The organism is Leucobacter sp., assembly GCF_053528595.1.
In genome coordinates, this window is record NZ_JAIVPF010000026.1 from 14,545 (window position 1) to 37,723 (window position 23,179).

Consider the following 23,179-nt stretch of genomic DNA (forward strand, 5'->3'; position numbering starts at 1 on the left):
GGTGTCTCCTCTTACCCGGAGCGAAGCGAGTTCTCCCCGGGAACCTCGTATGTATGCGGAATGATCCGCGAATCCTGTTCTCCGCGGATGCGATCACCCGCGCTCGGTCGGTCCTCGACCGGTGGCGACCTTCCGGCCCCCAAAAGACTGTGCGCGCGAGATGCCTTCTCGGCCACTCGCGCCGCACTCCATTATGTCACGGGTTGCTCGAAGACACCGTGAGTAGGATCGGGCCATGACTTCTGAACTCCGTTCGCCCTCGCGACCGACCGCTTTCGCCGTCTTCTCCATCGTCGCGGGAGCGATCGGCTGGTTCGCCTCGTTCGAGCTGCTCACGGAGTACATCAAGACGCTGACGAACTCCGACTACGTGCCCAACTGCAACGTCAGCATCCTCGTCACCTGCGGCCCCAACATGGGCTCCTGGCAGGGTTCCCTGTTCGGGTTCAGCAACACGATCATCGGCGTCTCCGCCTTCGTCGCGCCCATCGCCGTCGGCGTCGCGCTGCTCGCCGGCGCACGGTTCTCCCGCTGGTTCTGGTCGCTGTACCAGATCGGGCTGCTGGGCGGCTTTGTCTTCATCTGCTGGCTGTTCTCGCAGAGCGTCTTTGTGCTCGGCACGCTCTGCCCCTGGTGCATGGTGGTCTGGAGCGTCATGATCCCGCTGTGGTGGGTGTCGTTCTTCCGCCCCTACGCCGTCGGCGACGTCGCACTGAGCCAGTCGGCACGATCCGTCTTCCAGCGCCTCTACTCCTGGACCTGGGTCATCGTGCTGTTCTGCTACCTGGCCATCGCATTCATCGCCCAGCTGCAGCTCGACTGGCTCTCCGAGTTCAGCCGGATGTGATGCGGCGCCACAGGGCGTCGACCTGCGCGAGGGTCTCGGCCCGGGTCCCCGACGTGTCGATGACCACATCCGCGACCGCGCGCCGCTCGGCGTCGCTCGCCTGATTGCCGATCCGGCTGCGCGCGTCGCTCTCGCTCATCCCCCGCAGTTCGACCATGCGCTCGACACGCTGCTCGGCGGGGGCCTCGGCCGTCACCACCAGATCCCAGCCCTGATCACGCGCCGCCTCGACGAGCAGCGGCACCTCGTAGACCACCACGGCGCCCGGGTCCCGCTCCCGGGCCGCCTCCGCGCGGGCGTCGAACAGCCGACGCACCTCCGGATGCACGATGCCGTTCAGCGCCGCGAGCGCCTCGGCGTCGCCGAACACGATAGCCCCCAGCGCCGCGCGGTCCAGCGTGCCGTCGGCGCGCCGCAGTCCGCGCCCGAAGCGGTCGAGCACACGCGCCAGACCGGGCGATCCCGGGGCGACGGCCTCTCGCGCCAGCTCGTCCGCGTCGACGCGCACCGCTCCCAACTGCTCCAGGCGTCGCCCGATGGTGGACTTCCCCGAGGCGATCCCGCCCGTCAGCCCGATCAGTTTCACAGATCTCATCCTCCCCGTATCTGCGGAAACGCGGCCGGGAGACCCGGCCGGTTTCATAGGAGCTACCCTACCCAGGGAGCATAGGCTGGTGACAGGAGGTGCTCATGCTCGAAATCATCACCGGCATGACGCTCGCGGCGTCGGCGGGCCTCAACGCCTACATCCCGCTGCTCGGCCTCGGCCTGCTGTCGCGATTCACCGATCTGGTGCAGCTGCCCGCGGCGTGGGCCTGGCTCGAGAACGAGTGGGCGCTCGGCGTGCTCGGCGTGCTGCTGCTCGTCGAGGTGCTGGTCGACAAGTTCCCCGCTCTCGACAGCGTGAACGACGTGCTGCAGACCGTCGTGAGACCCGCGTCGGGCGGCATCGTGTTCTCGGCCGGATCCTCGAGCGGCACCTTCGCGGTGGCGGACCCCGCGGAGTTCGTGGCCTCGGCGCAGTTCTGGCCGTTCGTGCTGGGCGTGCTGATCGCCCTCGTGCCGCACGCGCTGAAGGCGCTGGCGAGGCCCGTGATCAACACGCTCACGGCGGGCGCGGGTGCGGCCGTGTCGAGCACGCTGGAGGATCTGGGCGCGGTGGCGCTGACGATCCTCGCGGTCGTGGTGCCCGTGCTGGCGCTCGCGCTGCTCGTCACCGTGGTCGTCGTGCTGATCCGCCGGCTCAGGAGGGTCCTCGCCGCGCGCGCCGCCCGGCGAGACGACGCCGCGACCGTCGGCTAGCGGTCCCCGCCGGGCCGCTCCCGGGCAACGCCGAAGGCCCGGCCCCGCAAAGCGGGAGCCGGGCCTTCGGTCGGGCACTCGCCCGTGCATCGGACACTCGTCCGATGCACGGGCGAACGGGCTCAGTTGCCCTCGAGCTGCGCCTTCAGCGCCGCGAGCGCGGCGTCGTCGGCGAGAGCGCCGGTCGAGGCCGAGTCGCTCGAGAAGCTCGACGAGGAGTTGTCCGCAGCCGGGGCCGCGACGACCTCGTTGAGCGAAGCGGCGACCTGCTTCTTGTGGGCCTCCCAGCGATCCTGGGCCGCAGCGTACTCCTGCTCCCACTTCTCGCGCTGGGCCTCGAAGCCTTCCTTCCACTCCTGGGTCTCGGGATCGAAGCCCTCGGGGTACTTGTACTCGCCGTTCTCGTCGTACTCGGTCGTCATGCCGTAGAGCGCCGGATCGAACTCGGTACCCTCGGGGTCCACGCCCTCGTTGGCCTGCTTGAGGCTGAGCGAGATGCGACGACGATCGAGATCGATGTCGATGATCTTGACGAAGACCTCCTGGCCGGCCTGCACGACCTGCTCGGCGAGCTCGACGTGCTGACCCGACAGCTCCGAGATGTGCACGAGGCCCTCGATGCCGTCCGCCACGCGCACGAAGGCGCCGAAGGGCACGAGCTTGGTGACGACGCCCGGGGCGATCTGGCCGATCGCGTGGGTGCGGGCGAAGACCTGCCACGGGTCCTCCTGGGTCGCCTTGAGCGACAGCGAGACGCGCTCGCGGTCCAGCTCGACGGAGAGCACCTCGACGGTGACCTCCTGGCCGACCTCGACCACGTCGGAGGCGTGCTCGATGTGCTTCCACGACAGCTCGGAGACGTGCACGAGGCCGTCCACGCCGCCCAGGTCGACGAACGCGCCGAAGTTGACGATCGACGAGATGACGCCCTTGCGCACCTGGCCGGGCTTGAGCTCGGCGAGGAACGAGGAGCGGGTCGCCGACTGCGTCTCCTCGAGGAGCGCGCGACGCGAGAGCACCACGTTGTTGCGGTTCTTGTCCAGCTCGAGGATCTTGGCCTCGATCTCCTGGCCCAGGTACGGGGTCAGGTCGCGCACGCGGCGCAGCTCGATGAGCGAGGCGGGGAGGAAGCCGCGGAGCCCGATGTCGACGATCAGGCCGCCCTTGACGACCTCGATGACGGTGCCGGTGACGACACCCTCGTTCTCCTTGATGCGCTCCACGTCGCCCCACGCGCGCTCGTACTGCGCGCGCTTCTTGGACAGGATGAGGCGACCTTCCTTGTCCTCCTTCTGGAGCACGAGCGCCTCGACGGGATCGCCGACCTGAACGACCTCATCGGGGTTCACGTCGTGCTTGATGGACAGCTCGCGCGAGGGGATGACACCCTCGGTCTTGTAACCCACGTCGAGGAGCACCTCGTCGCGGTCGATCTTCACCACGGTGCCCTCGATGAGGTCTCCGTCGTTGAAGAACTTCAGGGTCGATTCGACCGCTGCAAGGAAGTCGTCGGCCGAGCCGATGTCGTTGATCGCGACCTGCTTGCTCTCGGTCGTTGCGTTCGTCATGAAATTTGTCTCCAGAATGGACAGGAATCAGGTGAGCGCGCACCGGACAACCGGCCGGATCCGACGATCCGCGAGGCGCGTCCACATTTGGACATGGTTGAGTCGCCACAGATGTGACACTCAAGCTTACCCCGGCCCCGCGCTGCCGACAAGCGCCGACACGCCCGGGATCGTGCGGCACGGAACTCAGTGGGCGGCGGCGTTCCAGTTCGCGCCGCGCCCCACCTGCACCTCGAGCGGAACAGACAGCTCGGCGGCGCCTGCCATCTCCTCGCGCACGATCGCCTCGAGTGTGTCCCACTCCCCCTCGGCGACCTCGAACATGAGCTCGTCGTGGATCTGCAGCAGCATCCGCGAGCGCAGGTCGGCCTCGCGCATGCGGCGCTCGACCTGGATCATCGCACGCTTGATGATGTCGGCGGCCGAGCCCTGGATCGGCGAGTTGAGCGCGGCCCGCTCGGCGTTCTCGCGCAGGATCCGGTTCGGGCTGGCCAGGTCCGGGAACGGCCGGCGACGGCCGAAGATGGTCTCGGTGAAGGTGTCGCGCTTGGCCTGATCAACGACGGAGCGCAGGTAGTCCCGCACCCCGCCGAAGCGCTCGAAGTAGTCGACCATGAGCTGCTTCGCCTCGGCGCCGGTGATGCCGAGCTGCTTCGAGAGGCCGAAGGCCGACAGGCCGTACGCGAGCCCGTACGACATGGCCTTCACCTTGGCGCGCATCTCGTTCGTGACCTCCGTGGGCGGCACTCCGAAGATGCGCGCGCCGACGAAGCGGTGCAGATCCTCACCCGCGTTGAACGCCTGGATGAGCCCCGCGTCGCCGGAGAGGTGCGCCATGATGCGCATCTCGATCTGCGAGTAGTCGGCCGTCATGAGGGTCTCGTAGTCGGGCGCGTGGATGAAGCCCTCGCGGATGCGGCGCCCCTCCTCGGAGCGCACCGGGATGTTCTGCAGGTTCGGATCGGTCGAGGCGAGCCTGCCGGTGCTGGCACCGGTCTGCACGAAGGTCGTGTGGATCCGGCCGTCCTCCTGCACGGCCTTGATGAGCGTCTCGACCATCTGACGCAGCTTGTTCGCGTCGCGATGCGCGAGCAGCGCGTCGAGGAAGGGGTGCGGATTCTTCGCCTGCAAATCGGCGAGCGCCGCGGCGTCGGTCGTGTAGCCGCTCTTCGTCTTGCGCGTCTTCGGCATGTCGAGCTCGTCGAAGAGCACCTCCTGCAGCTGCTTCGGCGACGAGAGGTTGACCTCGCGCCCGATCGCCGCGAACGCCTGCTGCTCGAGCTCGGCGACGCGCGCCTTGAGCTCCGCGTTGTGGGCCTCGAGCAGCGGGAGGTCGATCTGCACCCCGCGCTCCTCGAGCGCGGCGAGCACCGGCACGAGGGGCAGCTCGATGTCGCGGTAGATCTCGATCGTGCGCGACTGGAATCGCTCCACCGCCGCGGCGTGGGAACGCACCACGTACCAGGCGAGCGTCGCCGTATCGGCCACGCTGCCCTCGTCCGGCACGAGCTGGTTCGGGTCGCCCTCGGGCACCTGCTCGCCGAGGAACCGGAACGCCGCCTCCGCGATGCTCTTCTCGGCCGTCGCGGGGCGCAGCAGCCAGGCCGCGAGCAGCAGGTCTCCGGCGATGCCGCCGATGCTCGCCCCCGCGCGGTGCGCGGCCGCGATCTGCTGCTTGGAGTCGAAGAACACCTTCGGGGCCGGCGACGCGAGCCACCGCTCGAAGAGGGCGTAGTCGCGTCCGCCCGGCTGCCAGTGGAACAGCACCGACGAATCGGGGGTCGAGACGCCCACCTCGAATCCGGCCTCGCTCTCGCGGATCAGCACGGCCGGGCCCTCCGCCTTGTCCAGCCAGTCGCCGAGCTCCTCGTCGATGAGGTTCTTCGCCTCCGGCCGCTCCGGCACGAGGGAGGCCGAGGTCGCTCCGCCCGACGGCACCTCGGCGCCGGCGAGCTTGCCGACGCGCTGCAGCAGTGTGCGGAACTCGAGCTTCGCGAAGACCTGCTGCACGGCGGCCATGTCGATCTCGCCGCGCTTCAGCTCGTCGAGCGTCACGTCGAGATCGACGTCGCGCACGAGCCGGTTCAGCCGGCGGTTGCGCTCGGCGAGGTGCGCGTTCTCGCGCAGGCTCTCCCCGACCTTGCCGCCGATCTCGTCCTGCCTGCGGAGGATCTCCTCCAGAGACCCGAACTGAGTGATCCACTTCACCGCGGTCTTCTCGCCCACGCGGGGGATGCCGGGCAGGTTGTCGCTCGTCTCCCCGACGAGGGCGGCGATCTCCGGATACTGCTCGGGCCGGATCCCGTAGCGCTCCAGCACCTTCGCGGTGTCGTAGCGGGTGAGCTCGCTCACCCCCTGCTTCGAGGGGTAGAGCAGCGTGATGCGCTCGTCGACCAGCTGGATGGTGTCCCGGTCCCCGCTCACCACCAGCACCCGGTAGCCGGCATCGGCGCCGCGGGTCGCGAGTGTCGCGAGGATGTCGTCCGCCTCGAAGTTCTCCTTCTCGAGCGTGCGGATGCCCATGGCGTGCAGCGCCTCCTGCAGCAGCGGCACCTGCCCCTTGAACTCGGGCGGCGTCTCACCGCGGGTGCCCTTGTACTCCGGGTACTCCTCCGTGCGGAAGGAGTGGCGGGAGATGTCGAAGGCCACCGCGAGCGCGTCGGGGCTCTCGTTGCCGAGCAGGTTGATGAGCATGGCGATGAAGCCGTGGATCGCGTTCGTGTGCTGGCCGGTCTGGGTCTGGAAGCTGTCGACGGGCAGCGCGTAGAACGCCCGGAACGCCAGCGAGTGGCCGTCGATGATCATGAGGGTAGGCTGAGGATTCGACACACGCCAAGCCTACAAGCCGCCACGGACAAGGAACCAGCACGCATCATGACGGACCCCACGCCTCCGCTCACCGACTCAGCAGCCCGCGGCATGGACTACATCCGCGCGCGAGGTCTCGGCGCCCTCGCCGACCGGATGGGGATCGAGATGACCGAGTTCACCCTCGAGCGCGCCGTCGCCACCATGCCGGTCGAGGGCAACACGCAGCCGATCGGGCTGCTGCACGGCGGCGCCTACGTGGTGCTCGGCGAGACGCTCGGCTCGATGCACGCGAACTTCGTCGCCCCGGAGGGCCACGTCGGGGTGGGCGTCGACATCAACGCCACGCACACGGGCTCCGCCACGTCGGGCACCGTCACCGGAGTCTGCACCCCCATCAAGCTGGGGCGGTCGGTCGCCGTGCACGAGATCATCATCAGCGACGAGCAGGGCCGCCGCTGCTCGACGGTGCGCATCACGAACTTCTACAAGCGCATCTCCTGAGAGCACGGATGCCCCCGGCCGTCGGCCGGGGGCATCCGTGCGTCAACGGGACTCGTCCGTCACTTCTTCGGGCCGAGCTGATCGATGATGGTCTTCGCGACGTCCTGCATCGTGAGGCGGCGATCCATCGACGCCTTCTGGATCCAGCGGAACGCCTCGGGCTCGCTGAGCCCCATCTTGTCGTTGAGGATCCCCTTCGCGCGATCGACGAGCTTGCGCGTCTCGAAGCGCTCGGCCAGATCGGCGACCTCGTTCTCGAGCGCCACGATCTGCTGGAAGCGCGAGAGCGCGATCTCGATGGCGGGGATGAGGTCGGCCGGGGTGAACGGCTTGACGACGTAGGCGAGCGCGCCGGCCTCGCTCGCGCGCTCGACGAGCTCGCGCTGGCTGAAGGCCGTGAGCAGCACGACGGGGGCGATGTGGTCCTTGTTGATGCGCTCCGCGGCGGAGATGCCGTCGAGCTTCGGCATCTTCACGTCCATCACGACGAGATCGGGGCGCAGCTCCTCCACGAGGCGGACCGCCTCCTCGCCGTCACCCGCTTCACCGACCACGTCGTACCCGCTGTCGCGCAGGGTCTCTACGATGTCGAGGCGGATCAGGGACTCGTCCTCCGCGACAACGACGCGTCGCGGGGCGCTCGGTGCAGTGCTCTGGTCATTCACTCCACCAGCTTACGGCATCCCCGCTTCCCGCCGCCTCGGAATCGCCTGCACCGCGGCCGCCGGAGCCGTCGGAGCGTGCGCTAGTCTGGTCTCTGTCCTCCTCGGGAGGCGCCACGCAGCACACGCCGGATTGGTGGAATTGGCAGACACGGCGCACTCAAAATGCGCTGCCGAAAGGTGTGCGGGTTCGAGTCCCGCATCCGGCACTTCCTCGACGCACTCCCCCGGGTCGCCTGGCCCCGGGCCCACCGCGCTCCCTCGGGCCACGGGGGCCTCCTCGGCCCCACCGGACAGGAAACAGGCACGCCTTATATCACATCTGCGGCTAGAATAGAAGCCACCGATGCGAGGAGGCGACGATGCCCGATATCAAGCACAGTTCGCATACGATCCACGACGCGAGCGCCACCGAGGCCGCCAACGGACAGGGCACGGTCAGACGGGTCCCCTGGGGCACCACGCTCGACCACCCGATCCTCGACGGCTCCACCGAGATCTACGTCGAAGATGACGAGGACGACTCGTAGTCCCGCCGGTCGATCGGCTCGCCCCGCCGTTTCGGGCGGAGGAGCCCTCGTTTCAGCGCGCGCTGGATGGGGCGGTCCACCCAGCGATCGATGGCGATGCTGCTCAGGATCACCGCGCCCAGCGTCACGATCAGCAGCACGATGCGCAGCGGCACGCCGGCCACCGCGATCACGCCTCCGAGGACGACCTGCGAGAGCGCGACCGTGACGAACGGATGGAACAGGTACATCGCGTAGCTGGCGTCGCCGATCTCGAGCATCGCGCGCGTGAGACGCCCGTCCCTGATGAGGGGCTCGAGCAGCAGCGCCGCGGCGACCAGCACCACGGCGGGCACGCCGTAGTACACGGCCCGCAGCTCCCCGAGGCGCGGGATCACCCACAGGTCCTGCAGCACCAGCACGAGGAGCGCGGCGAGTGAGGCGGCGACCCCGAGGCCGGAGACCGCCGCGCGAACCGGCGGAGCCGCACGCCGCAGCCCGGCCCCGGCGAACCTCCGATAGACGAAGGAGAGCAGCACCCCCGAGAGGAACTCGAGCAGCAGGGTGCTCTGGTAGAAGGCGAGCGACGGATCCGACGCGGGCCAGACGAATCCGCTGACCACGAGCGCTCCGAGCAGCACGACCGCGGCCCACAGCGCGCGCCGCGCGCCGCGCAGCGTCCACAGCATCGCCGCGACCGCGAGGTAGAAGAACATCTCGTAGTTGAGCGTCCATCCGAGTTGCAGGATCGGCCCCTCGCGCAGCGGCATCTGGTAGGGCACGAAGAACAGCGACTTGAGCAGCCCGGGAAGATCGACCTCGGTGGAGTTGGCGCGCCACGGCATGAGCAGCACCGCCGCCGCCCACGCGAGGGTCGCGATCCAGTACAGCGGGACCACGCGGAACACGCGGCGCCTGAAGAAGTGCGTGCTGTTCTGCACGGTGACCGTGCCGATGATGAAGCCGCTGATGACGAAGAACACGTCGACGCCCCACGCCCCCGTGCTGGGCAGCGCGAACACGCCCCCCGCGTCGACCGCGTGGTAGTACACCACGCCGAGCGCCGCCAGCGCTCGCAGGAACTGGATGCTCCGGACCGTGCGGCGCGGGCCCCGCGTGCTCTCCCGCGTCATCGGCGCCGGTTAGACGAAGACCTTGCCGCGCCCGACGGTGTGCTTGCGGGGGCCGGCCTCGGGCAGCCGCCCGGTGGCCTCGCCGATCCGGTGGATCCGCAGCGTGTTCGTCGTTCCGACCACTCCGGGGGGCGATCCCGCGATGATGAGCACCTTGTCGCCGATCTCCACCCGCGAGTGGTCGAGCAGCACCTCGTCGACCTGCACGAACATCTCGTCGGTCGAGTCGACCCGCTGCACCTCGTAGCTGCGGGCACCCCACGTCAGCTCCATGCGCCGACGGGTGTCGGGGTCGGGGGTGAAGCCGATGATCGGGATCGGGCGGCGCAGACGCGACATGCGCCGCACCGTGTCGCCCGACTCCGTGAACACGCAGATGTACTTCGCGCCGATGAAGTCCGCGACCTCCGACGCCGCGAGCGTGAGGGCCCCGCCCTGCGTGCGCGGAGCGGTTCCCAGCGGATCGATGCGGTCGAGCGCGTGCTCCTCGGTCGCCTCGATGATGCGCGCCATCGTGGTGACCGCCTGCACCGGGTACGCCCCCACGCTGGTCTCGCCCGAGAGCATCACCGCGTCCGCACCGTCGAGCACCGCGTTGGCGCAGTCGGAGGCCTCGGCGCGCGTGGGGCGCGGGTTCTCGATCATCGACTCGAACACCTGCGTCGCGACGATGACGGGCTTCGCGTTCTGCCGCGCGAGCGCGATGGCCTCGGTCTGCACGAGAGGCACGCGCTCGAGGGGCAGCTCGACGCCGAGATCGCCTCGCGCGACCATGATGCCGTCGAAGGCCGCGATGATCTCCTCGAGGTGCTCGACCGCCTGGGGCTTCTCGATCTTGGCGATGACCGGGAGGCGGATGCCCTCCTCGTCCATGATCTCGTGCACCCGCGTGATGTCCGCGGCGTCGCGCACGAACGACAGCGCGATGTAGTCGACGCCGAGCTGCAGCGCCCAGCGCAGATCCTGCTCGTCCTTCTCCGACAGTGCGGGCACGTTCACCGCGACGCCCGGCAGGTTGATGCCCTTGTTGTTGGAGACGGCGCCGGGCACCTCGACCACGGTGTGCACCGTGTCCTCGGTGACGCGCACCGCCCGCAGCGCGACCTTGCCGTCGTCGATGAGCAGCGGATCGCCGGGCTTCACGTCACCCGGCAGCCCCCGGTGGGTGGTGCCCGCCAGATGCCGGTCGCCGACGACGTCCCGCGTCGTGATGGCGAACTCGTCGCCCACCTCGAGATCGTAGGGCCCGCCCTCGAACTTGCCGAGCCGGATCTTCGGGCCCTGCAGATCGGCGAGCACCGCGATGGGCCGGCCCACCTCGGCCTCGGCACGGCGGATGTTGCGGTAGATGCCCTCGTGCACGTTGTAGGTGCCGTGGGACATGTTGAGCCGCGCCACGTTCACCCCGGCTCGGATCAGGTCGAGGGTGTGGTCGTAGCTGGAGACCGCGGGCCCCCACGTTGCGACGATCTTGGCGTGGCGCATATCGGTGTCGACTCCTTCGTCCGCTAGTTGGCCGGGGTGGGCTCGGAGCGCTCGGCCTCCGGCTGCTCCGCCGATTCCTCGTCGGCGGCCGCCGCGTCACCGCGATCGATCACGTGGTAGAACCGCTCGGGATCGGCGGTCTCGATGAGCACCGCGTCGTTCGGGTTGTGGCGACCGGGCAGGTACACCGAGGCCTCCAGGCCGACGTGGCGCCGGCGCTGCACGATGTAGATCACGACGCCCAGCACCACGGCGAGGAACGCGGCGAGCACGTTCGTGCGGATGCCGAGGAAGAGCAGGCTCGGATCCACGCGCAGCGACTCCGTGAAGGTGCGGCCGATCCCGTACCAGACGAGGTACATGGCGAAGAAGGTGCCCCAGCGCGGACGCCAGCGGCGCTCGATCGCCAGCAGCACGATCACGCCGAGCACGTTCCACAGCGCCTCGTAGAGGAAGGTGGGGTGGAACAGCGTGCCGTCGGGGAGGCCGATCGGGAAGGCCGGGTTGCTCGACTCGATCTCGAGCCCCCAGGGGAGCGTCGTGGGGCCGCCGAAGAGCTCGTGGTTGAACCAGTTGCCGAGGCGCCCGACGGCCTGTGCGATGAGCATGCCGGGGACGAGCGCATCGGCGAACGACCAGAAGCGGATGCCCGTGATCCGGGAGGCGATGAGCACGCCGACCGCGCCGCCGAGCAGGGCGCCGAAGATGGCGATGCCGCCCTTCCAGAACGCGAAGACGTCGAGCGGGTTGGTGCCCGGCCCGAAGTAGTCGCCCCAGTGCGTCACCACGTGGTACAGCCGGGCTCCCACGATGCCCATCACGAGCGCCCACACCACGAAGTCGAACACGGCGCCGCGCTCACCGCCGCGCTGGCCGAGCCGGCGCCCGGTCCAGATGGCGGCGATGATGATGCCGGTGATGATGCAGAGCGCGTAGAAGTAGATGCGCAGCGGCCCGATCTGGATGAACTGCAGATCGGGGCTCGGGATGCTCAACGGGAGAATCATTCACTCCTCTTTCGCCTGCGACGCTCTGCCGCGGGGTCCTAAATCGTCGGTGGCGCGGGGCTGGCCCGCGGTCGGGTCAATCCTACAGCGCGGCGCCGGTCGCGGCGTCGTCGGCATCGCGCCGCGTGCCCGCCGCGATCGAACGCACGACCTCGGCCAGGCGATCCACGCCGCCGTCGCGCAGCGCGCGCACGAACGCCGTGCCCACGATCGCCCCGTCCGCGTAGTCGAGGGCCGCGGCCACCTGCTCGGCGGTCGAGATCCCGATGCCGACGCAGGCGAGGTCCGCGCCCTGCGCGCGCAGCCGCTCGGTGAGGCCGCGGGCCGCGGCGTCGAGCTGCGCCCGCTCCCCCGTGATCCCCATGGTCGAGACGGTGTAGACGAAGCCGGTGGTCGCCTCGGCCACGAGGCGCAGACGCTCGTCGCTCGAGCTGGGGGCCGCGAGGAACACGCGGTCGAGACCGGCGCGCTCACCGGCCTCGATCCAGTCGGCCGCCGCGTCGGGGGTGATGTCCGGGGTGATGAGGCCCGCGCCGCCGGCCTCGGCGAGCTCGCGGGCGAAGCGCTCCACCCCGTACTGCAGCACGGGGTTCCAGTAGGTCATGACGAGCACCGGCACGTCGACGGCCTCGCGCACGCGGCGCACCGCCTCGAAGACGTGGGCCACCCGGAAGCCTCCGGCGAGCGCCGTCTGCGTGGCCTCCTGGATCACCGCGCCGTCCATCACCGGATCGGAGTAGGGCAGCCCGAGCTCCAGTACGTCGGCGCCGCTGCGGGCCATCGCGATCGCCGCCTCGACGCTCGTGTCGAGGTCGGGGAAACCGACGGGCAGGTAGCCCACGAGCGCCCCTCTGCGCTCGCGCTTGGCCTCGCGGATCGCAGTCGCGACCTGGGATTCGTGCGTGTTCATTCCCCGAGCCCCGCTTCCTCGCCGTCGTGCGCCTCGTCGAGCAGCCCGAAGTACCGGCCCGCGGTCGCCATGTCCTTGTCGCCGCGGCCGGAGAGGCTGACGGCCACGACGCCCTCGGGGCCGAGCTCGCGCGCGATCCGGAGCGCGCCGGCCAGCGCGTGCGCCGACTCTATCGCGGGGATGATGCCCTCGGTGCGGCTGAGGAGCCGCAGCGCCTGCATCGCCTCGTCGTCGGTGGCGGGGATGTACTCGGCGCGCCCGATATCAGCGAGCCACGCGTGCTCGGGGCCGACGCCCGGGTAGTCGAGCCCCGCGGAGATGGAGTGCGACTCGATGGTCTGGCCGTCCTCGTCCTGCAGCACGTACGTCTTGGACCCGTGCAGAATGCCGGGGCGACCGCGCTCGATCGAGGCGGCCTGGCGCTCGGTGTCGACGCCCTCGCCCGCGGCCTCCACGCCGTAGAGCCGCACGCCGGCGTCGTCGAGGAAGGCGTCGAACATGCCGATCGCGTTGGATCCGCCGCCCACGCAGGCCACGACGGCGTCGGGAAGTCGCCCGGTGCGCTCGAGCAGCTGGGCCCGGGCCTCCTCGGAGATGACCTTCTGGAAGTCGCGCACCATGGCTGGGAACGGGTGCGGCCCGGCGGCCGTGCCGAAGATGTAGTTGGTGTGGTCGACGGTGGCCACCCAGTCGCGGTAGGCCTCGTTGATCGCATCCTTGAGCGTGCGCGAGCCGGTCCTGACCGGCACGACCTCGGCTCCGAGGAGGCGCATCCGCGCCACGTTGAGCGCCTGGCGCTCGGTGTCGACCTCGCCCATGTAGATCGTGCACTCGAGGCCGAAGAGCGCAGCCGCGGTGGCCGTGGCCACGCCGTGCTGACCGGCACCGGTCTCGGCGATCACGCGCCGCTTGCCGAGTCGCCGGGTGAGCAGCGCCTGCCCGAGCACGTTGTTGATCTTGTGCGACCCGGTGTGGTTGAGGTCCTCGCGCTTCAGGAAGATCCTCGCCCCGCCGGCGTGCTCGGCGAAGCGCGGCACCTCGGTGATCGGCGACGGACGCCCGGCGTAGGAGCTCAGCAGTTCCGCGAGTTCGGCGCGGAATGCGGGATCGGCCTGCGCCGCCTCGTAGGCGACGGTCAGCTCGTCGATCGCCGCGATGAGCGACTCGGGCATGTACCTTCCGCCGTAGTCGCCGAAGAAGGGGCCGTGCTGGTCGCGGAGCGAGTCTGTCATCTCTGCCTATCGTGGTTCGTGTGGCGGGCCGAGCGGTTCACGGTTCGGGGCGGCCCCGGGGTGAGCGCCGGGCCGCATTCAGACGCTCAGGTAGGACGCGAGCGTCGCGATGGGATCGTTGGTCACGAGCGCCTCGCCCACGAGCACCGCGTCGGCCCCGGCCTCGCGATAGCGCTGCACATCGGCGACGTCCAGCACCGCGGATTCGGCGACGCGGATCACGCCGGCCGGGATCTGATCGGCGACGCGGCCGAACAGCTCGCGGTCGAGCTCGAAGGTGCGCAGATCGCGTGCGTTGACGCCGATCAGCTGGGCCCCGAGGTCGACGGCGCGCGCCACCTCATCGGCCGAGTGCGCCTCGACCAGCGGGGTCATGCCCAGCTCGCGGATCATCCCGTGGAGGAGTTCGAGCCGATCCTGCGGCAGCGCCGCGACGATCAGCAGCACGAGGTCGGCTCCCGCCGCCCGCGCCTCGAGCACCTGGTACTCCTCGCCGATGAAGTCCTTGCGCAGCACCGGGATGCTCACGGCCTTGCGCACGGCTTCGAGGTCGGCGAGGGACCCCTTGAACCTGCGCTCCTCGGTGAGCACGCTCACCGCGCTCACGCCGCCGGCCTCGTACTGGGCCGCGAGGGCCTGCGGCTCCGGGATGTCGGCGAGGTCGCCGCGCGAGGGGCTCGCGCGCTTCACCTCGGCGATCACCTTCATGTGATCGGCGGGGGCCAGCGCTTCGAGCGCGTCGAGGGCCGCGGGGCGCTCCAGCGCCTCCGCCTCGAGCCGCGCGTACGATCGGAGCTCTCTGCGGGCCCTCGCGTCTTCGAGGGAACCCGCCAGCAGTTGCTCGAGCACTTCAGTCGTGCGACTTGGGGCTGAACTTCGGGCCGTTCACGCCGAAGCCGGCCTTGGCGAGGATCCACCCCAGCAGGGCACCGACGGCGACGATGCCGGCGCACACCCACACCATCGTCGCGTTGTGCAGGAAGAAGAAGACGGTGCCGGCTGCGATGCCGAGCAGCATCACCACGACCGCCGTCCATGCGGCGGGCGAATCACCGTGACCGGGGTCTCCGTGCTGGGTACTCATGAATCTCCTCTGAACAGATTTGAACGCCTCAAGCCTACCGGATATCGTCGCTGGGGTCGGTTCCCTCGCTCAGAGAGTCCCAATCGGAGATGCGATCGGGGGCGCCGCCCGGCGCACCGGCGGCCTTCGGCGCGGAGTCGTATTTGCGGCCGGCCGCGCCCCAGCGTCCGCTGAAGAGCAGCACGATCGCTCCCAGGGCGACCGCGAGCGCACCGGCGAGCAGGCTCACCCACCCCCAGGCGGAGACGTCGCTCCACAGCACCTCGGAGCCCGCGGCCCCGCCCGCGATCCCGGTGAGCTCCGTGATCCGGCCCCCCGCCGCGGCGAGCGGATCGGCGAGCACACCGCTCGTCAGCGCGATCAGTCCCGCCCCGAGCAGCGCAACGAGCGCTCCCAGCACGCGCCGGAACACCCTGCCGGCGATGGTCAGCGCCAGCGCGGCGGCGATGAGGGCCACGGACACCGGCGTCAGCGCAGCGTTCGCCGCGTGCCCGGTGATGGTCTCGACGCGGTGCGTGCCGTCGAGCATGAAGGAGACCCAGGTCTGCGATCCGGCGGCCAGCGCCGCCGCCCCCGAGAGTGCGATGCCGCCGAGGACCGCGGGCTTAGCGCGCATCGCCGGCACCGCTCGCGACGACGACGTCCGCCGGCTCACCGGCGCCGAGCCGGTGCAGGGTGTTCGCGATCGCGATGGCCCGCAGCGGCGCCGCCGCCTTGCTGCGGCACTCCGCGTCCTCGGTCTCCGGCACCGAGTCCGCGACGATGCCCGCGCCCGCCTGCACCATCGCGATCCCGCCGGTGATGGTGGCGGTGCGGATCGCGATCGCGAGATCCGCCGCGCCGCCGAGGCCGAAGTAGCCCACGACCCCGCCGTAGACCCCGCGCTGCACCGGTTCGAGCTCGTCGATGATCTCGAGAGCGCGCGGCTTGGGCGCCCCCGAGAGGGTGCCCGCGGGGAAGGTCGCGCGGAACACGTCGACGGGGTTGCGGCCCGGGCGCGTGCGCCCCTCGACCGTGGAGACGATGTGCATGATGTGGCTGAAGCGCTCGATGCGCATGAACTCCGTCACCTCGACCGACGCCGGCTCGCAGACCCGCAGCAGGTCGTTGCGCGCGAGGTCCACGAGCATGAGGTGCTCGGCCCGCTCCTTCTCGTCGGCGAGCAGGTCCCGCTCGTGCTGCTGATCCTCCTCCGTGGTCGCCCCGCGGGGACGGGAGCCCGCGATCGGGTGCGTCAAGACGTGGCCGCTCTCCTGCACGGTGACGAGCGCCTCGGGACTCGACCCCACCACCGCGAAGGGCTCGCCGTCGTGGCCCTCGAGCTGCAGCAGATAGAGGTAGGGGCTGGGGTTGAGGTGGCGCAGCACCCGGTAGACGTCGAGCGGGTCGGCCGTGCACTCCTGGTCGAAGCGCTGCGAGGGCACCACCTGGAAGATGTCGCCGTCGACGATGTAGCGCTTGGCGCGCTCGACGGCGGCCATGAACTCGGGGGTGCTGGTGAGGCGGGCGGGGTCCGGCAGCGCATCGCGGTCGAGGGCGCCGAGCGGAGACGGCGAGGGCGCGGCGAGCGCCGCCTGCAGGGCGTCGAGACGCGCCTGGGCATCGGCCCACTGCGCGTCCGCGTCCTCGGAGACGACGCCCCCCTCCAGCACGCCGTCGTTCAGCACGTTGGCGAGCAGCACCACGCTGCCCTCGCGATGATCGATCACCACGAGCTCGGAGACGAAGCTCAGGCCCTGCGTGGGCAGCCCCGGCCCGTCGACCGGACCGTTCTCGAGCCGCTCGAACTGCCGCACCGTCTCCCATCCGAGGTAGCCGACGAACCCGCTCGCGAGCGGCGGCAGGCCCTCGACCTGCGGGGCGCGCCAGCGCTCGTAGACCGCCCGCAGCGCCTCGACCGGCGCGAGGGCGCCGACGCCACCCGGTAGCAGCCGCTCCTCCGAGACCGCGGCGACCGCGGCGCCCGGCGTCCATCGGGCCCGCCCGGCCCGCTCCCCCAGCACGCCGAAGCTGCCGGCGCCGACGAAGCTGAACCGGGTCCAGACGCCGCCCTGCTCCGCCGACTCGAGCAGGAAGGTGCCCGGGCGGGAGGCCGCGACCTTGCGGTAGATGCCGACGGGGGTGTCGGCATCCGCGAAGATCTCGCGGCAGACGGGGATCACGGCGTGAGAGGTGCGCGCGGTGTCGAAGGCGGCGCGCGAGGTCGTCAGTGTCACCGTCTCAGCCTACCGCGGTCACTCCTCCGCGGAGTCCGGATCCCCGACGAGCGCTGCGACCTCCCGGTCGGTGAAGCAGGTTCGGGTGCCGGTGTGGCAGGCCGCTCCGAGCTGGATCACGCGCACGAGCAGTGTGTCGCCGTCGCAGTCGAGCGCGACCGAGCGCACGTACTGCCGGTGCCCGGACGTGTCGCCCTTGCGCCAGTACTCGCGCCGCGAGCGCGACCAGAAGGTCACACGGCCCGAGGTGAGGGTGCGGCGCACCGCCTCGTGATCCATCCACGCGAGCATCAGCACCTCGCCCGACTCGTCGTCCTGGATGATGGCGGGCAGCAGCCCCTCGGCGTTGAAGACCAGGCCCTCGGGCACCGGATCGATGTTCGTCACGTCGCTGCTCCCGTCAGGCGCACGATATGGCCGGCGTCGGCGAGCGCGCGCTTCACCTCGCCGATCGTGAACGTGCCGTCGTGGAACACCGACGCCGCGAGCACCGCGTCCGCGCCGGCCTCGACCGCCGGGGCGAAGTGCTCCAGCCGCCCCGCGCCCCCGGAGGCGATCACGGGCACGTCGGCGAGTTCGCGCACGGCGCGGGTGAGCTCGAGGTCGAAGCCGGCGAGCGTGCCGTCGGCGTCCATCGAGTTCACCAGCAGCTCGCCCGCGCCCCGCTCCACGGCCTCGCGGCACCACTCGAGCGCGTCGAGGTCGGTCTCCCGCTTGCCGCCGTGCGTGGTCACCACGAAGCCCGACGGGGTGCGCGGCGAGCGCTTCACGTCGAGCGAGAGCACGAGCACCTGCGAGCCGAAGCGATCCGCGATCTCGCCGATCACGTCGGGGCGGGCGATCGCACCGCTGTTGATGCCGACCTTGTCGGCGCCGACGCCCAGCAGGCGCGCCACGTCCTCCGCGCCGCGCACGCCGCCGCCCACGGTGAGGGGGATGAACACCTGCTCGGCGGTGCGCTGCACCACCTCGTACGTCGTCGACCGGTCGTCGACCGTCGCCGTCACGTCGAGGAAGGTCAGTTCGTCCGCACCCTGCTCCGCGTAGCGCGCCGCGAGCTCGACGGGATCCCCCGCGTCGCGCAGGTTGAGGAAGTTGACGCCCTTCACCACGCGCCCGGCGGCGACGTCGAGGCAGGGGATCACGCGTGTCGCGATTGCCATGATCGGAACTCCTGTCAGAAGCGGGCCGCGTGCACCTGCGTCACGAAGATGCCCTTCGCGCCGACCTCGTACAACCGGTCCATCACGTCGTTCGCGTCGTCGCGCAGCACCATCACGCGCACCGCGACCCAGCCGTCCTCCTTCAGCGGGGAGACCGTCGGGGACTCGATGCCGCTCGCGATCGCGGTCGCGGCCTCGATCTGCGCCACCGGCAGGTCGTACTCGAGGATCGCGTACTTGCGCGCCACGAGCACACCCCGGAGGCGGCGGAGCAGGCGCTCGCTGCCCGGGTGCTCGGTCGGCCCGCCGATGAGCAGGGCGGTGGACTCGAGGATCACCGGGCCGAAGATCTCCAGGCCCGCCGCGCGCAGGGTCGCGCCGGTGGAGACCACGTCGGCGACGGCGTCGGCCACGCCGAGCTGCACCGCCGACTCCACGGCCCCGTCGAGCTGCACGAGGGTCGCCTCGACGCCGCGCTCGCGGAGGAAGTCGTCGACGAGCTTCGGGTAGCTGGTGGCGACGCGCTTGCCGGCGAGGTGGGCGATGTCCGAGATGTCCCCGCCCGCGGGCGCCGCGAAGCGGAAGGTCGAGTCGGCGAAGTCGAGCGCCGCGATCTCGACGGCGTCGGATCCCGAGTCGAGCAGCAGGTCCCGGCCGGTGATGCCGACGTGCAGCGCGCCCGATCCGACGTAGGTCGCGATGTCTCGGGGCCGCAGGTAGAAGAACTCGACGCCGTTGCGGGTGTCGGTGTGCACGAGCTTGCGGCTGTCCCGGCGTCCCGAGTAGCCCGCCTCGGCGAGCATCTCGGCGGCGATCTCGGAGAGCGATCCCTTATTGGGAACGGCGATGCGCAGCATGATGGTGGTGGAATCCTTCCGTGTCGGCCGACGGTGCGCCGGCCAGGGTGATGAGGTCAGCGAGGAAGCGTCGGCGAGTGGGGACCCGGGATCGGACCACCGGCCGACGCTAGAGATGCGCGTAGACGTCCTGGAGCGTCAGGCCCTTCGCCAGCATGAGCACCTGCAGGTGGTACAGCAGCTGGCTGATCTCCTCGGCGCACGCCTCGTCGCTCTCGTGCTCGGCGGCCATCCACACCTCGGCGGCCTCCTCGACGATCTTCTTGCCGATCGCGTGCACGCCGGCGTCGAGGCGCGCGACGGTGTCGCTGCCCTCGGGGCGCGAAGCGGCCTTCTCACCGAGCTCGGCGAACAGCTCATCGAACGATTTCACGTGTCTACCTTACCGTGTCCGTCGGCCCCCGCTGGGCCTCCGCGAACTTCCCGATCAATCCGGCTCCGATGTACAACCCGCTGTCCTCTGCGCCGCAGCCCGAACCGCCCAGAGTCATCCCGGACAGCACCAGGGTCCCTCCGATCCGCGTGTAGACCCCTCCGCCGCTGTCGCCCTGACAGGTGTTGAGGCCGTGCCGCACCGGTCGCAGGCACAGCAGCTCGCCGGAGAAGTCCTGCACGTCCGCCGCCTCGGCATCCGCATCGCAGCCGGGTCCCGACGCCTCCTCCAGTGCCAGCCGCTTCATTGAGCAAGGACGATGCCCTCCCTGCACTTCGCGCCCCATCCGAAGGCCCACCGAACGTTCTTCCCCGCGGACTCCGACGGAACCGGATCCACGCGGGGCGCTGCGGTCACCGACCAGGTTGAGGCCACGGGACTCGCCAATCGCAGGGAGGCCAGCTCACGGAAGGCGCCCGTGCCGAGCACGATGCTCTCGACCGGCGCGCGTCGAGCCGGGTCGACGGCGCCGCAGACATCGTCGACACCGACGAGGACGTCCGGCGGGGCGCCGTCGCGCACGCAGTGCGCCACGGTCACCACTTCTCGAGGCGCCACCAGCACTCCGCCGCAGAAGAGACTGTTCCGCACGTCCTCGCTGCCCGCAGACCGGTTGATCAGGGCGACCGTGGGATTCTCGGCCGCGGGATACTCGGTTGTCGGACGCTCGTCTGCCAGACGCTCGACGGGAAGATGCTGTGCCGGGGTGGAGCAGCCTCCACCAGCTATCACGACAGACAGCATGATGGCGAGCGCTGCTGATTTGCCGATGCTCGCCCAACGCACCCCGCCCCTGTTCGTCGCGCTCGCCTTCACGCTCAGTCCGAATGCTCGGCCTCGCAGGTGGCGCCCGGAGCCAGAACATACTCGGAGCTGATCACTTCTCGATAGTTCGTCGCCCCCGCACGGTACTTCACGACGATCTCATTCACCCGCACCGCTTCGCCATTCTGCGGAGGGTAGGTGAGAATCAGCAGATTCGCCTCAGCGCCGGGACCGATCTCCGCTTCCTCCGGCGGCACCGACTCCGCGAGCAAGGCTTCGCCCTCTTCCTGCGTGATCCAGCTGGCGCCTGGATCGGGATCGACCGGGAGGGAGAACAACCCCACGTAGGAGTTCGTCTGAGGACCTTCGGTATCGACGAGAAAGTCGACCTCCGCGTTGCTCCGAGTCGCCTCAACCGCGGTGAGGCGCACTGGCGCCCCACCAGTGTTGTGCAGAATGACGCCGAAAACATTCACCTCCACGCCCTCGCTCGGACCGCAGGTGCTCTCCTCACCAGGGGACGTTCGAGGACCGACAAGCGGGCCATCGGAGACTGCACAGGCGCTCAACGAAATTGCGCAGAACGCGGCGAGCAACGCTCCGGTCCTCCTATTTCGCAACGATGCTCCCCGGGCTCTTCGAGCGATCGTTCGCATGGCTCTTCGCACCACAGAGCTTGCCGCCTTTGGACTTGAAACGGTAGGTGGTCTTACCCGACTTGCTCCAAGCCGTCGTAGCAGGCAACTTCACGCCGACGATGCTCACTGCATGTGTTCGGGTGGTTTGATCACCGCTGTCGCGCACATAGGAACCGTTCTTCTTGTACGGTACGCAGTACCTCGCGGTCGGCATGGAGGCCGGGTACGACCTGGCTCCCCCGATCCAGTTGTACGCGCGCATGTAGGTCTTCGACCTCGTGCCGCCCTTCCCCACGGAGCAGTAGCTGGTGAACTTGCCGTGCTGGAACAGTGTCTGCAGATGCTCGGCGGTCTTGCCCGTGCTGGTTCCGAACCCGATCGTGCCGGTCGAACTCACCGTCGTGGTGCCGGAAACCTCATACCCGGCGTTCGCCCCGCTCAGAGCCACCGCGACGCCCATGGTCGTGGCCTGGCCCTCACGGTAGCTGTGGGTTATCTCGGTGCCCGTGTTCGATGAGTAGATACTCGCGACGGTCACCCACTTGCTCCCGAGCTCGGCGACCTTCTTCGTCGAGCAGCCCTTCTCCGCGTATGCTCGGCCGGACGTCGCTTCGACATCGGCAACCGGCTCGGGCGCCACGCTCTCGACCGCCGCCTCTCCCGGTTCGGCGTTCTCCACCGCTACGGGGTCCAATCCGACGTTGTACTCGTAGACGCTTCCGTCGAACTCGGCGCTCAGCAGCAGATTGAGGTCGCCGGACTCGGAGCTGTACTCCGAGAGGCCGGCACCGTCCGCCAGTCGCAACTCGAACTCGCCTTCGGGCGAGACTTCGGCCTTCGCGACGACATCCATGTTCAGGCGCTCGCCCACGGCGAGCGCGGCCAGCTCCTCGTTCGACGGCCAGGCGTACAGCACTGCAATGCCGGGCTCCCCCCGCTGCGGGCTCGCCATCCGCAGCGAGTTCCCCGTCGAGCAGGCTCACGCCGTCATATCGGCCGAATCCACGACGTCCGGGAAGACCTCATCGATCGGAGGTGGCACCGCTGGGGTCTCCGGCAGCGCGACTCCCAGGAGGCCGGGCAGCATGAGCGCCGCCGCCGGAAGAACGAATAGGGGCGGGATGGAACTCTGCATCGAGATCCTCCTTCAGATGGCCACTTGCTCGGCCCCTACTCCACCCGCGAACCTACACGAAGAACTCTTGCGCACCAAGTGGTTCCGGCTTCCCTGGCCTCCTCCGTTCGCCGGGAGCGAGCGAGACCCTCTCACCGCTCAGGGGGAGGATCCGGCATGCTCCGCGACTCTTCCCGGTTGAGCTCAGTGCCGGTGCGCGGCAGCGGCGACCCGCAGCTCGGCGATGCGGTCCTCGGGCACACCTCCGTAGACCGCTGATCCCGCGACGAAGGTGTCGGCCCCGGCCTCTGCGGCGATCCCGATCGTGTCCTTCGAGATCCCCCCGTCCACCTGCAGCCAGACGTCCAGGCCCAGCCGGGCCTTCGCCTCGGCGAAGCGGCGCAGCTTCGGCATCATGTCGGGCATGAAGGACTGCCCGCCGAAGCCGGGCTCCACGGTCATCACGAGCACCTGATCGAACTCCGGGAGCAGTTCGAGATACGGCTCGGGGTCGGTGCCGGGCTTGAGCGCGATGCCGGCGCGGGCGCCGATCTCGCGCAGGCGGCGCGCGAGCGCCACCGGATCGGCGGCCGCCTCCGCGTGGAAGGTCACGGAGTAGGCGCCCAGCTCGGCGTAGCCCGGGGCCCAGCGGTCGGCGTCGGAGATCATGAGGTGCACGTCGAGCGGCACCGGCGAGACCGCCTGGATGCGCTCGACGATCGGCGGGCCCATGGTGAGGTTCGGCACGAAGTGGTTGTCCATGACGTCCACGTGCACGAGGTCCGCCGTGGCGATCGCCTCGAGTTCGGACTGCAGGTTCACGAAGTCGGCGGACAGGATGCTCGGGTTGATGCGCTGCACGGTCACCCCACCAGCCTACGGCGTCCCCGGCCCGCGGCCGCACGCCGATCCCGCGCACCGCCGATCCGCCGCGTGCGCGAG

27 protein-coding genes and 1 tRNA gene are annotated in these 23,179 nt (G+C 69.9%); 5 read left to right on the forward strand and 23 right to left on the reverse strand.

Going from position 1 to position 23,179, the window contains the following annotated elements; all coding sequences use genetic code 11:
* Nucleotides 1-235 precede the first annotated feature (235 nt).
* Nucleotides 236-847 carry a vitamin K epoxide reductase family protein gene (locus tag ACWKZU_RS05740; protein ID WP_449281441.1) on the forward strand — a complete coding sequence of 204 codons (612 nt, stop codon included), beginning with the start codon at nucleotides 236-238 and terminating at the stop codon, nucleotides 845-847.
* Here ACWKZU_RS05740 and coaE read toward each other — a convergent pair.
* A complete protein-coding gene (coaE, locus tag ACWKZU_RS05745; RefSeq protein WP_449281442.1) occupies nucleotides 834-1,433 on the reverse strand; it encodes a dephospho-CoA kinase in 600 nt (199 codons plus the stop codon). The genes ACWKZU_RS05740 and coaE overlap by 14 nt on opposite strands.
* Nucleotides 1,434-1,537: 104 nt before the next feature.
* Here coaE and ACWKZU_RS05750 point away from each other — a divergent pair, with 104 nt between their 5' ends.
* Nucleotides 1,538-2,149 (forward strand): DUF4126 domain-containing protein, encoded by a 612-nt coding sequence (locus tag ACWKZU_RS05750; protein ID WP_449281443.1) that lies wholly within the window; start codon nucleotides 1,538-1,540, stop codon nucleotides 2,147-2,149.
* Nucleotides 2,150-2,271: 122 nt separating this feature from the next.
* Here ACWKZU_RS05750 and rpsA read toward each other — a convergent pair whose 3' ends face one another.
* Nucleotides 2,272-3,717, reverse strand: a complete 1,446-nt coding sequence (gene rpsA, locus ACWKZU_RS05755) for a 30S ribosomal protein S1 (protein ID WP_449281444.1) — start codon at nucleotides 3,715-3,717, stop codon at nucleotides 2,272-2,274.
* Nucleotides 3,718-3,903: 186 nt separating this feature from the next.
* Nucleotides 3,904-6,522: a DNA polymerase I gene (gene polA, locus ACWKZU_RS05760; protein ID WP_449281512.1), complete on the reverse strand. Its 2,619-nt coding sequence runs from the start codon at nucleotides 6,520-6,522 to the stop codon at nucleotides 3,904-3,906.
* 69 nt (nucleotides 6,523-6,591) lie between these two features.
* Here polA and ACWKZU_RS05765 point away from each other — a divergent pair, with 69 nt between their 5' ends.
* Nucleotides 6,592-7,029, forward strand: coding sequence for a hotdog fold thioesterase (locus ACWKZU_RS05765; protein WP_449281445.1), 438 nt, complete (start codon nucleotides 6,592-6,594; stop codon nucleotides 7,027-7,029).
* A 59-nt stretch (nucleotides 7,030-7,088) separates the two neighbouring features.
* Here the strand turns inward: ACWKZU_RS05765 and ACWKZU_RS05770 are convergent, their stop codons facing one another.
* Nucleotides 7,089-7,694, reverse strand: coding sequence for an ANTAR domain-containing response regulator (locus ACWKZU_RS05770; RefSeq protein ID WP_449281446.1), 606 nt, complete (start codon nucleotides 7,692-7,694; stop codon nucleotides 7,089-7,091).
* 124 nt (nucleotides 7,695-7,818) lie between these two features.
* Between ACWKZU_RS05770 and ACWKZU_RS05775 the strand changes: the two genes are divergently transcribed.
* Both ACWKZU_RS05775 and ACWKZU_RS05780 read left to right on the forward strand, forming a co-directional pair.
* Nucleotides 7,819-7,900: transfer RNA gene (locus ACWKZU_RS05775), tRNA-Leu, on the forward strand.
* 153 nt (nucleotides 7,901-8,053) lie between these two features.
* Complete coding sequence (locus tag ACWKZU_RS05780; RefSeq protein WP_449281447.1) at nucleotides 8,054-8,221, forward strand: hypothetical protein; 168 nt, start codon at nucleotides 8,054-8,056, stop codon at nucleotides 8,219-8,221.
* Here the strand turns inward: ACWKZU_RS05780 and ACWKZU_RS05785 are convergent.
* The 19 genes from ACWKZU_RS05785 to rpe all read right to left on the reverse strand — a co-directional run bounded on the left by ACWKZU_RS05785 (nucleotide 8,191) and on the right by rpe (nucleotide 23,104).
* The gene (locus ACWKZU_RS05785; protein ID WP_449281448.1) at nucleotides 8,191-9,333 is read right to left on the reverse strand and encodes an acyltransferase family protein; all 1,143 of its coding nucleotides are present in this window, start codon (nucleotides 9,331-9,333) and stop codon (nucleotides 8,191-8,193) included. The genes ACWKZU_RS05780 and ACWKZU_RS05785 overlap by 31 nt on opposite strands.
* A gap of 9 nt (nucleotides 9,334-9,342) precedes the next feature.
* A complete protein-coding gene (gene pyk / locus ACWKZU_RS05790; RefSeq protein WP_449281449.1) occupies nucleotides 9,343-10,818 on the reverse strand; it encodes a pyruvate kinase in 1,476 nt (491 codons plus the stop codon).
* Between the two features lie 23 nt (nucleotides 10,819-10,841).
* Nucleotides 10,842-11,825, reverse strand: coding sequence for a prolipoprotein diacylglyceryl transferase (lgt, locus tag ACWKZU_RS05795; RefSeq protein WP_449281450.1), 984 nt, complete (start codon nucleotides 11,823-11,825; stop codon nucleotides 10,842-10,844).
* A gap of 82 nt (nucleotides 11,826-11,907) precedes the next feature.
* The gene (trpA, locus tag ACWKZU_RS05800) at nucleotides 11,908-12,735 is read right to left on the reverse strand and encodes a tryptophan synthase subunit alpha (RefSeq protein WP_449281451.1); all 828 of its coding nucleotides are present in this window, start codon (nucleotides 12,733-12,735) and stop codon (nucleotides 11,908-11,910) included.
* Entirely contained in the window at nucleotides 12,732-13,967 is a 1,236-nt protein-coding gene (gene trpB, locus ACWKZU_RS05805; protein ID WP_449281452.1) for a tryptophan synthase subunit beta, read from the reverse strand. The genes trpA and trpB overlap by 4 nt, the downstream gene beginning before the upstream one ends.
* Before the next feature lie 78 nt (nucleotides 13,968-14,045).
* Nucleotides 14,046-14,816: an indole-3-glycerol phosphate synthase TrpC gene (gene trpC, locus ACWKZU_RS05810; protein WP_449281453.1), complete on the reverse strand. Its 771-nt coding sequence runs from the start codon at nucleotides 14,814-14,816 to the stop codon at nucleotides 14,046-14,048.
* Between the two features lies 1 nt (nucleotide 14,817).
* On the reverse strand, nucleotides 14,818-15,051 hold the full coding sequence (locus ACWKZU_RS05815; protein ID WP_130111069.1) for a DUF6704 family protein: 234 nt from the start codon (nucleotides 15,049-15,051) through the stop codon (nucleotides 14,818-14,820).
* A gap of 34 nt (nucleotides 15,052-15,085) precedes the next feature.
* Entirely contained in the window at nucleotides 15,086-15,667 is a 582-nt protein-coding gene (locus ACWKZU_RS05820) for a Trp biosynthesis-associated membrane protein (protein WP_449281454.1), read from the reverse strand.
* Nucleotides 15,657-17,267 (reverse strand): anthranilate synthase component I, encoded by a 1,611-nt coding sequence (locus ACWKZU_RS05825; protein WP_449281455.1) that lies wholly within the window; start codon nucleotides 17,265-17,267, stop codon nucleotides 15,657-15,659. Before ACWKZU_RS05825 ends, ACWKZU_RS05820 begins: the two co-directional genes overlap by 11 nt.
* A gap of 18 nt (nucleotides 17,268-17,285) precedes the next feature.
* Nucleotides 17,286-17,654, reverse strand: coding sequence for a phosphoribosyl-AMP cyclohydrolase (gene hisI / locus ACWKZU_RS05830; protein ID WP_449281456.1), 369 nt, complete (start codon nucleotides 17,652-17,654; stop codon nucleotides 17,286-17,288).
* Nucleotides 17,651-18,430, reverse strand: coding sequence for an imidazole glycerol phosphate synthase subunit HisF (gene hisF / locus ACWKZU_RS05835; RefSeq protein ID WP_449281457.1), 780 nt, complete (start codon nucleotides 18,428-18,430; stop codon nucleotides 17,651-17,653). Before hisF ends, hisI begins: the two co-directional genes overlap by 4 nt.
* A gap of 14 nt (nucleotides 18,431-18,444) precedes the next feature.
* Complete coding sequence (hisG, locus tag ACWKZU_RS05840; protein WP_449281458.1) at nucleotides 18,445-19,287, reverse strand: ATP phosphoribosyltransferase; 843 nt, start codon at nucleotides 19,285-19,287, stop codon at nucleotides 18,445-18,447.
* A gap of 109 nt (nucleotides 19,288-19,396) precedes the next feature.
* Nucleotides 19,397-19,660, reverse strand: coding sequence for a phosphoribosyl-ATP diphosphatase (locus tag ACWKZU_RS05845; protein ID WP_449281459.1), 264 nt, complete (start codon nucleotides 19,658-19,660; stop codon nucleotides 19,397-19,399).
* Between the two features lie 4 nt (nucleotides 19,661-19,664).
* The gene (locus ACWKZU_RS05850) at nucleotides 19,665-19,967 is read right to left on the reverse strand and encodes a trypsin-like serine protease (protein ID WP_449281460.1); all 303 of its coding nucleotides are present in this window, start codon (nucleotides 19,965-19,967) and stop codon (nucleotides 19,665-19,667) included.
* A complete protein-coding gene (locus ACWKZU_RS05855) occupies nucleotides 19,964-20,536 on the reverse strand; it encodes a trypsin-like serine protease (RefSeq protein ID WP_449281461.1) in 573 nt (190 codons plus the stop codon). Before ACWKZU_RS05855 ends, ACWKZU_RS05850 begins: the two co-directional genes overlap by 4 nt.
* Before the next feature lie 2 nt (nucleotides 20,537-20,538).
* On the reverse strand, nucleotides 20,539-20,961 hold the full coding sequence (locus ACWKZU_RS05860; RefSeq protein WP_449281462.1) for a hypothetical protein: 423 nt from the start codon (nucleotides 20,959-20,961) through the stop codon (nucleotides 20,539-20,541).
* Between the two features lie 133 nt (nucleotides 20,962-21,094).
* Nucleotides 21,095-22,075, reverse strand: coding sequence for a hypothetical protein (locus tag ACWKZU_RS05865; RefSeq protein WP_449281463.1), 981 nt, complete (start codon nucleotides 22,073-22,075; stop codon nucleotides 21,095-21,097).
* A 27-nt stretch (nucleotides 22,076-22,102) separates the two neighbouring features.
* Complete coding sequence (locus ACWKZU_RS05870; protein WP_449281464.1) at nucleotides 22,103-22,258, reverse strand: hypothetical protein; 156 nt, start codon at nucleotides 22,256-22,258, stop codon at nucleotides 22,103-22,105.
* A 183-nt stretch (nucleotides 22,259-22,441) separates the two neighbouring features.
* Nucleotides 22,442-23,104 carry a ribulose-phosphate 3-epimerase gene (rpe, locus tag ACWKZU_RS05875; protein WP_449281465.1) on the reverse strand — a complete coding sequence of 221 codons (663 nt, stop codon included), beginning with the start codon at nucleotides 23,102-23,104 and terminating at the stop codon, nucleotides 22,442-22,444.
* Nucleotides 23,105-23,179 lie beyond the last annotated feature (75 nt).

Coding starts and splice junctions, on each gene's coding strand:
- trpA (WP_449281451.1), bottom strand. CDS start 12,735: ATGAACACGCACGAATCCCAGGTCGCGACTGCGATCCGCGAGGCCAAG.
- hisG (WP_449281458.1), bottom strand. CDS start 19,287: ATGCTGCGCATCGCCGTTCCCAATAAGGGATCGCTCTCCGAGATCGCC.
- rpsA (WP_449281444.1), bottom strand. CDS start 3,717: ATGACGAACGCAACGACCGAGAGCAAGCAGGTCGCGATCAACGACATC.
- trpB (WP_449281452.1), bottom strand. CDS start 13,967: ATGACAGACTCGCTCCGCGACCAGCACGGCCCCTTCTTCGGCGACTAC.
- ACWKZU_RS05820 (WP_449281454.1), bottom strand. CDS start 15,667: ATGCGCGCTAAGCCCGCGGTCCTCGGCGGCATCGCACTCTCGGGGGCG.
- ACWKZU_RS05750 (WP_449281443.1), top strand. CDS start 1,538: ATGCTCGAAATCATCACCGGCATGACGCTCGCGGCGTCGGCGGGCCTC.
- ACWKZU_RS05740 (WP_449281441.1), top strand. CDS start 236: ATGACTTCTGAACTCCGTTCGCCCTCGCGACCGACCGCTTTCGCCGTC.
- polA (WP_449281512.1), bottom strand. CDS start 6,522: ATGATCATCGACGGCCACTCGCTGGCGTTCCGGGCGTTCTACGCGCTG.
- hisF (WP_449281457.1), bottom strand. CDS start 18,430: ATGGCAATCGCGACACGCGTGATCCCCTGCCTCGACGTCGCCGCCGGG.
- pyk (WP_449281449.1), bottom strand. CDS start 10,818: ATGCGCCACGCCAAGATCGTCGCAACGTGGGGGCCCGCGGTCTCCAGC.
- ACWKZU_RS05780 (WP_449281447.1), top strand. CDS start 8,054: ATGCCCGATATCAAGCACAGTTCGCATACGATCCACGACGCGAGCGCC.
- ACWKZU_RS05870 (WP_449281464.1), bottom strand. CDS start 22,258: ATGCAGAGTTCCATCCCGCCCCTATTCGTTCTTCCGGCGGCGGCGCTC.
- lgt (WP_449281450.1), bottom strand. CDS start 11,825: ATGATTCTCCCGTTGAGCATCCCGAGCCCCGATCTGCAGTTCATCCAG.
- ACWKZU_RS05815 (WP_130111069.1), bottom strand. CDS start 15,051: ATGAGTACCCAGCACGGAGACCCCGGTCACGGTGATTCGCCCGCCGCA.
- ACWKZU_RS05785 (WP_449281448.1), bottom strand. CDS start 9,333: ATGACGCGGGAGAGCACGCGGGGCCCGCGCCGCACGGTCCGGAGCATC.
- ACWKZU_RS05850 (WP_449281460.1), bottom strand. CDS start 19,967: ATGAAGCGGCTGGCACTGGAGGAGGCGTCGGGACCCGGCTGCGATGCG.
- ACWKZU_RS05765 (WP_449281445.1), top strand. CDS start 6,592: ATGACGGACCCCACGCCTCCGCTCACCGACTCAGCAGCCCGCGGCATG.
- ACWKZU_RS05865 (WP_449281463.1), bottom strand. CDS start 22,075: ATGGCGAGCCCGCAGCGGGGGGAGCCCGGCATTGCAGTGCTGTACGCC.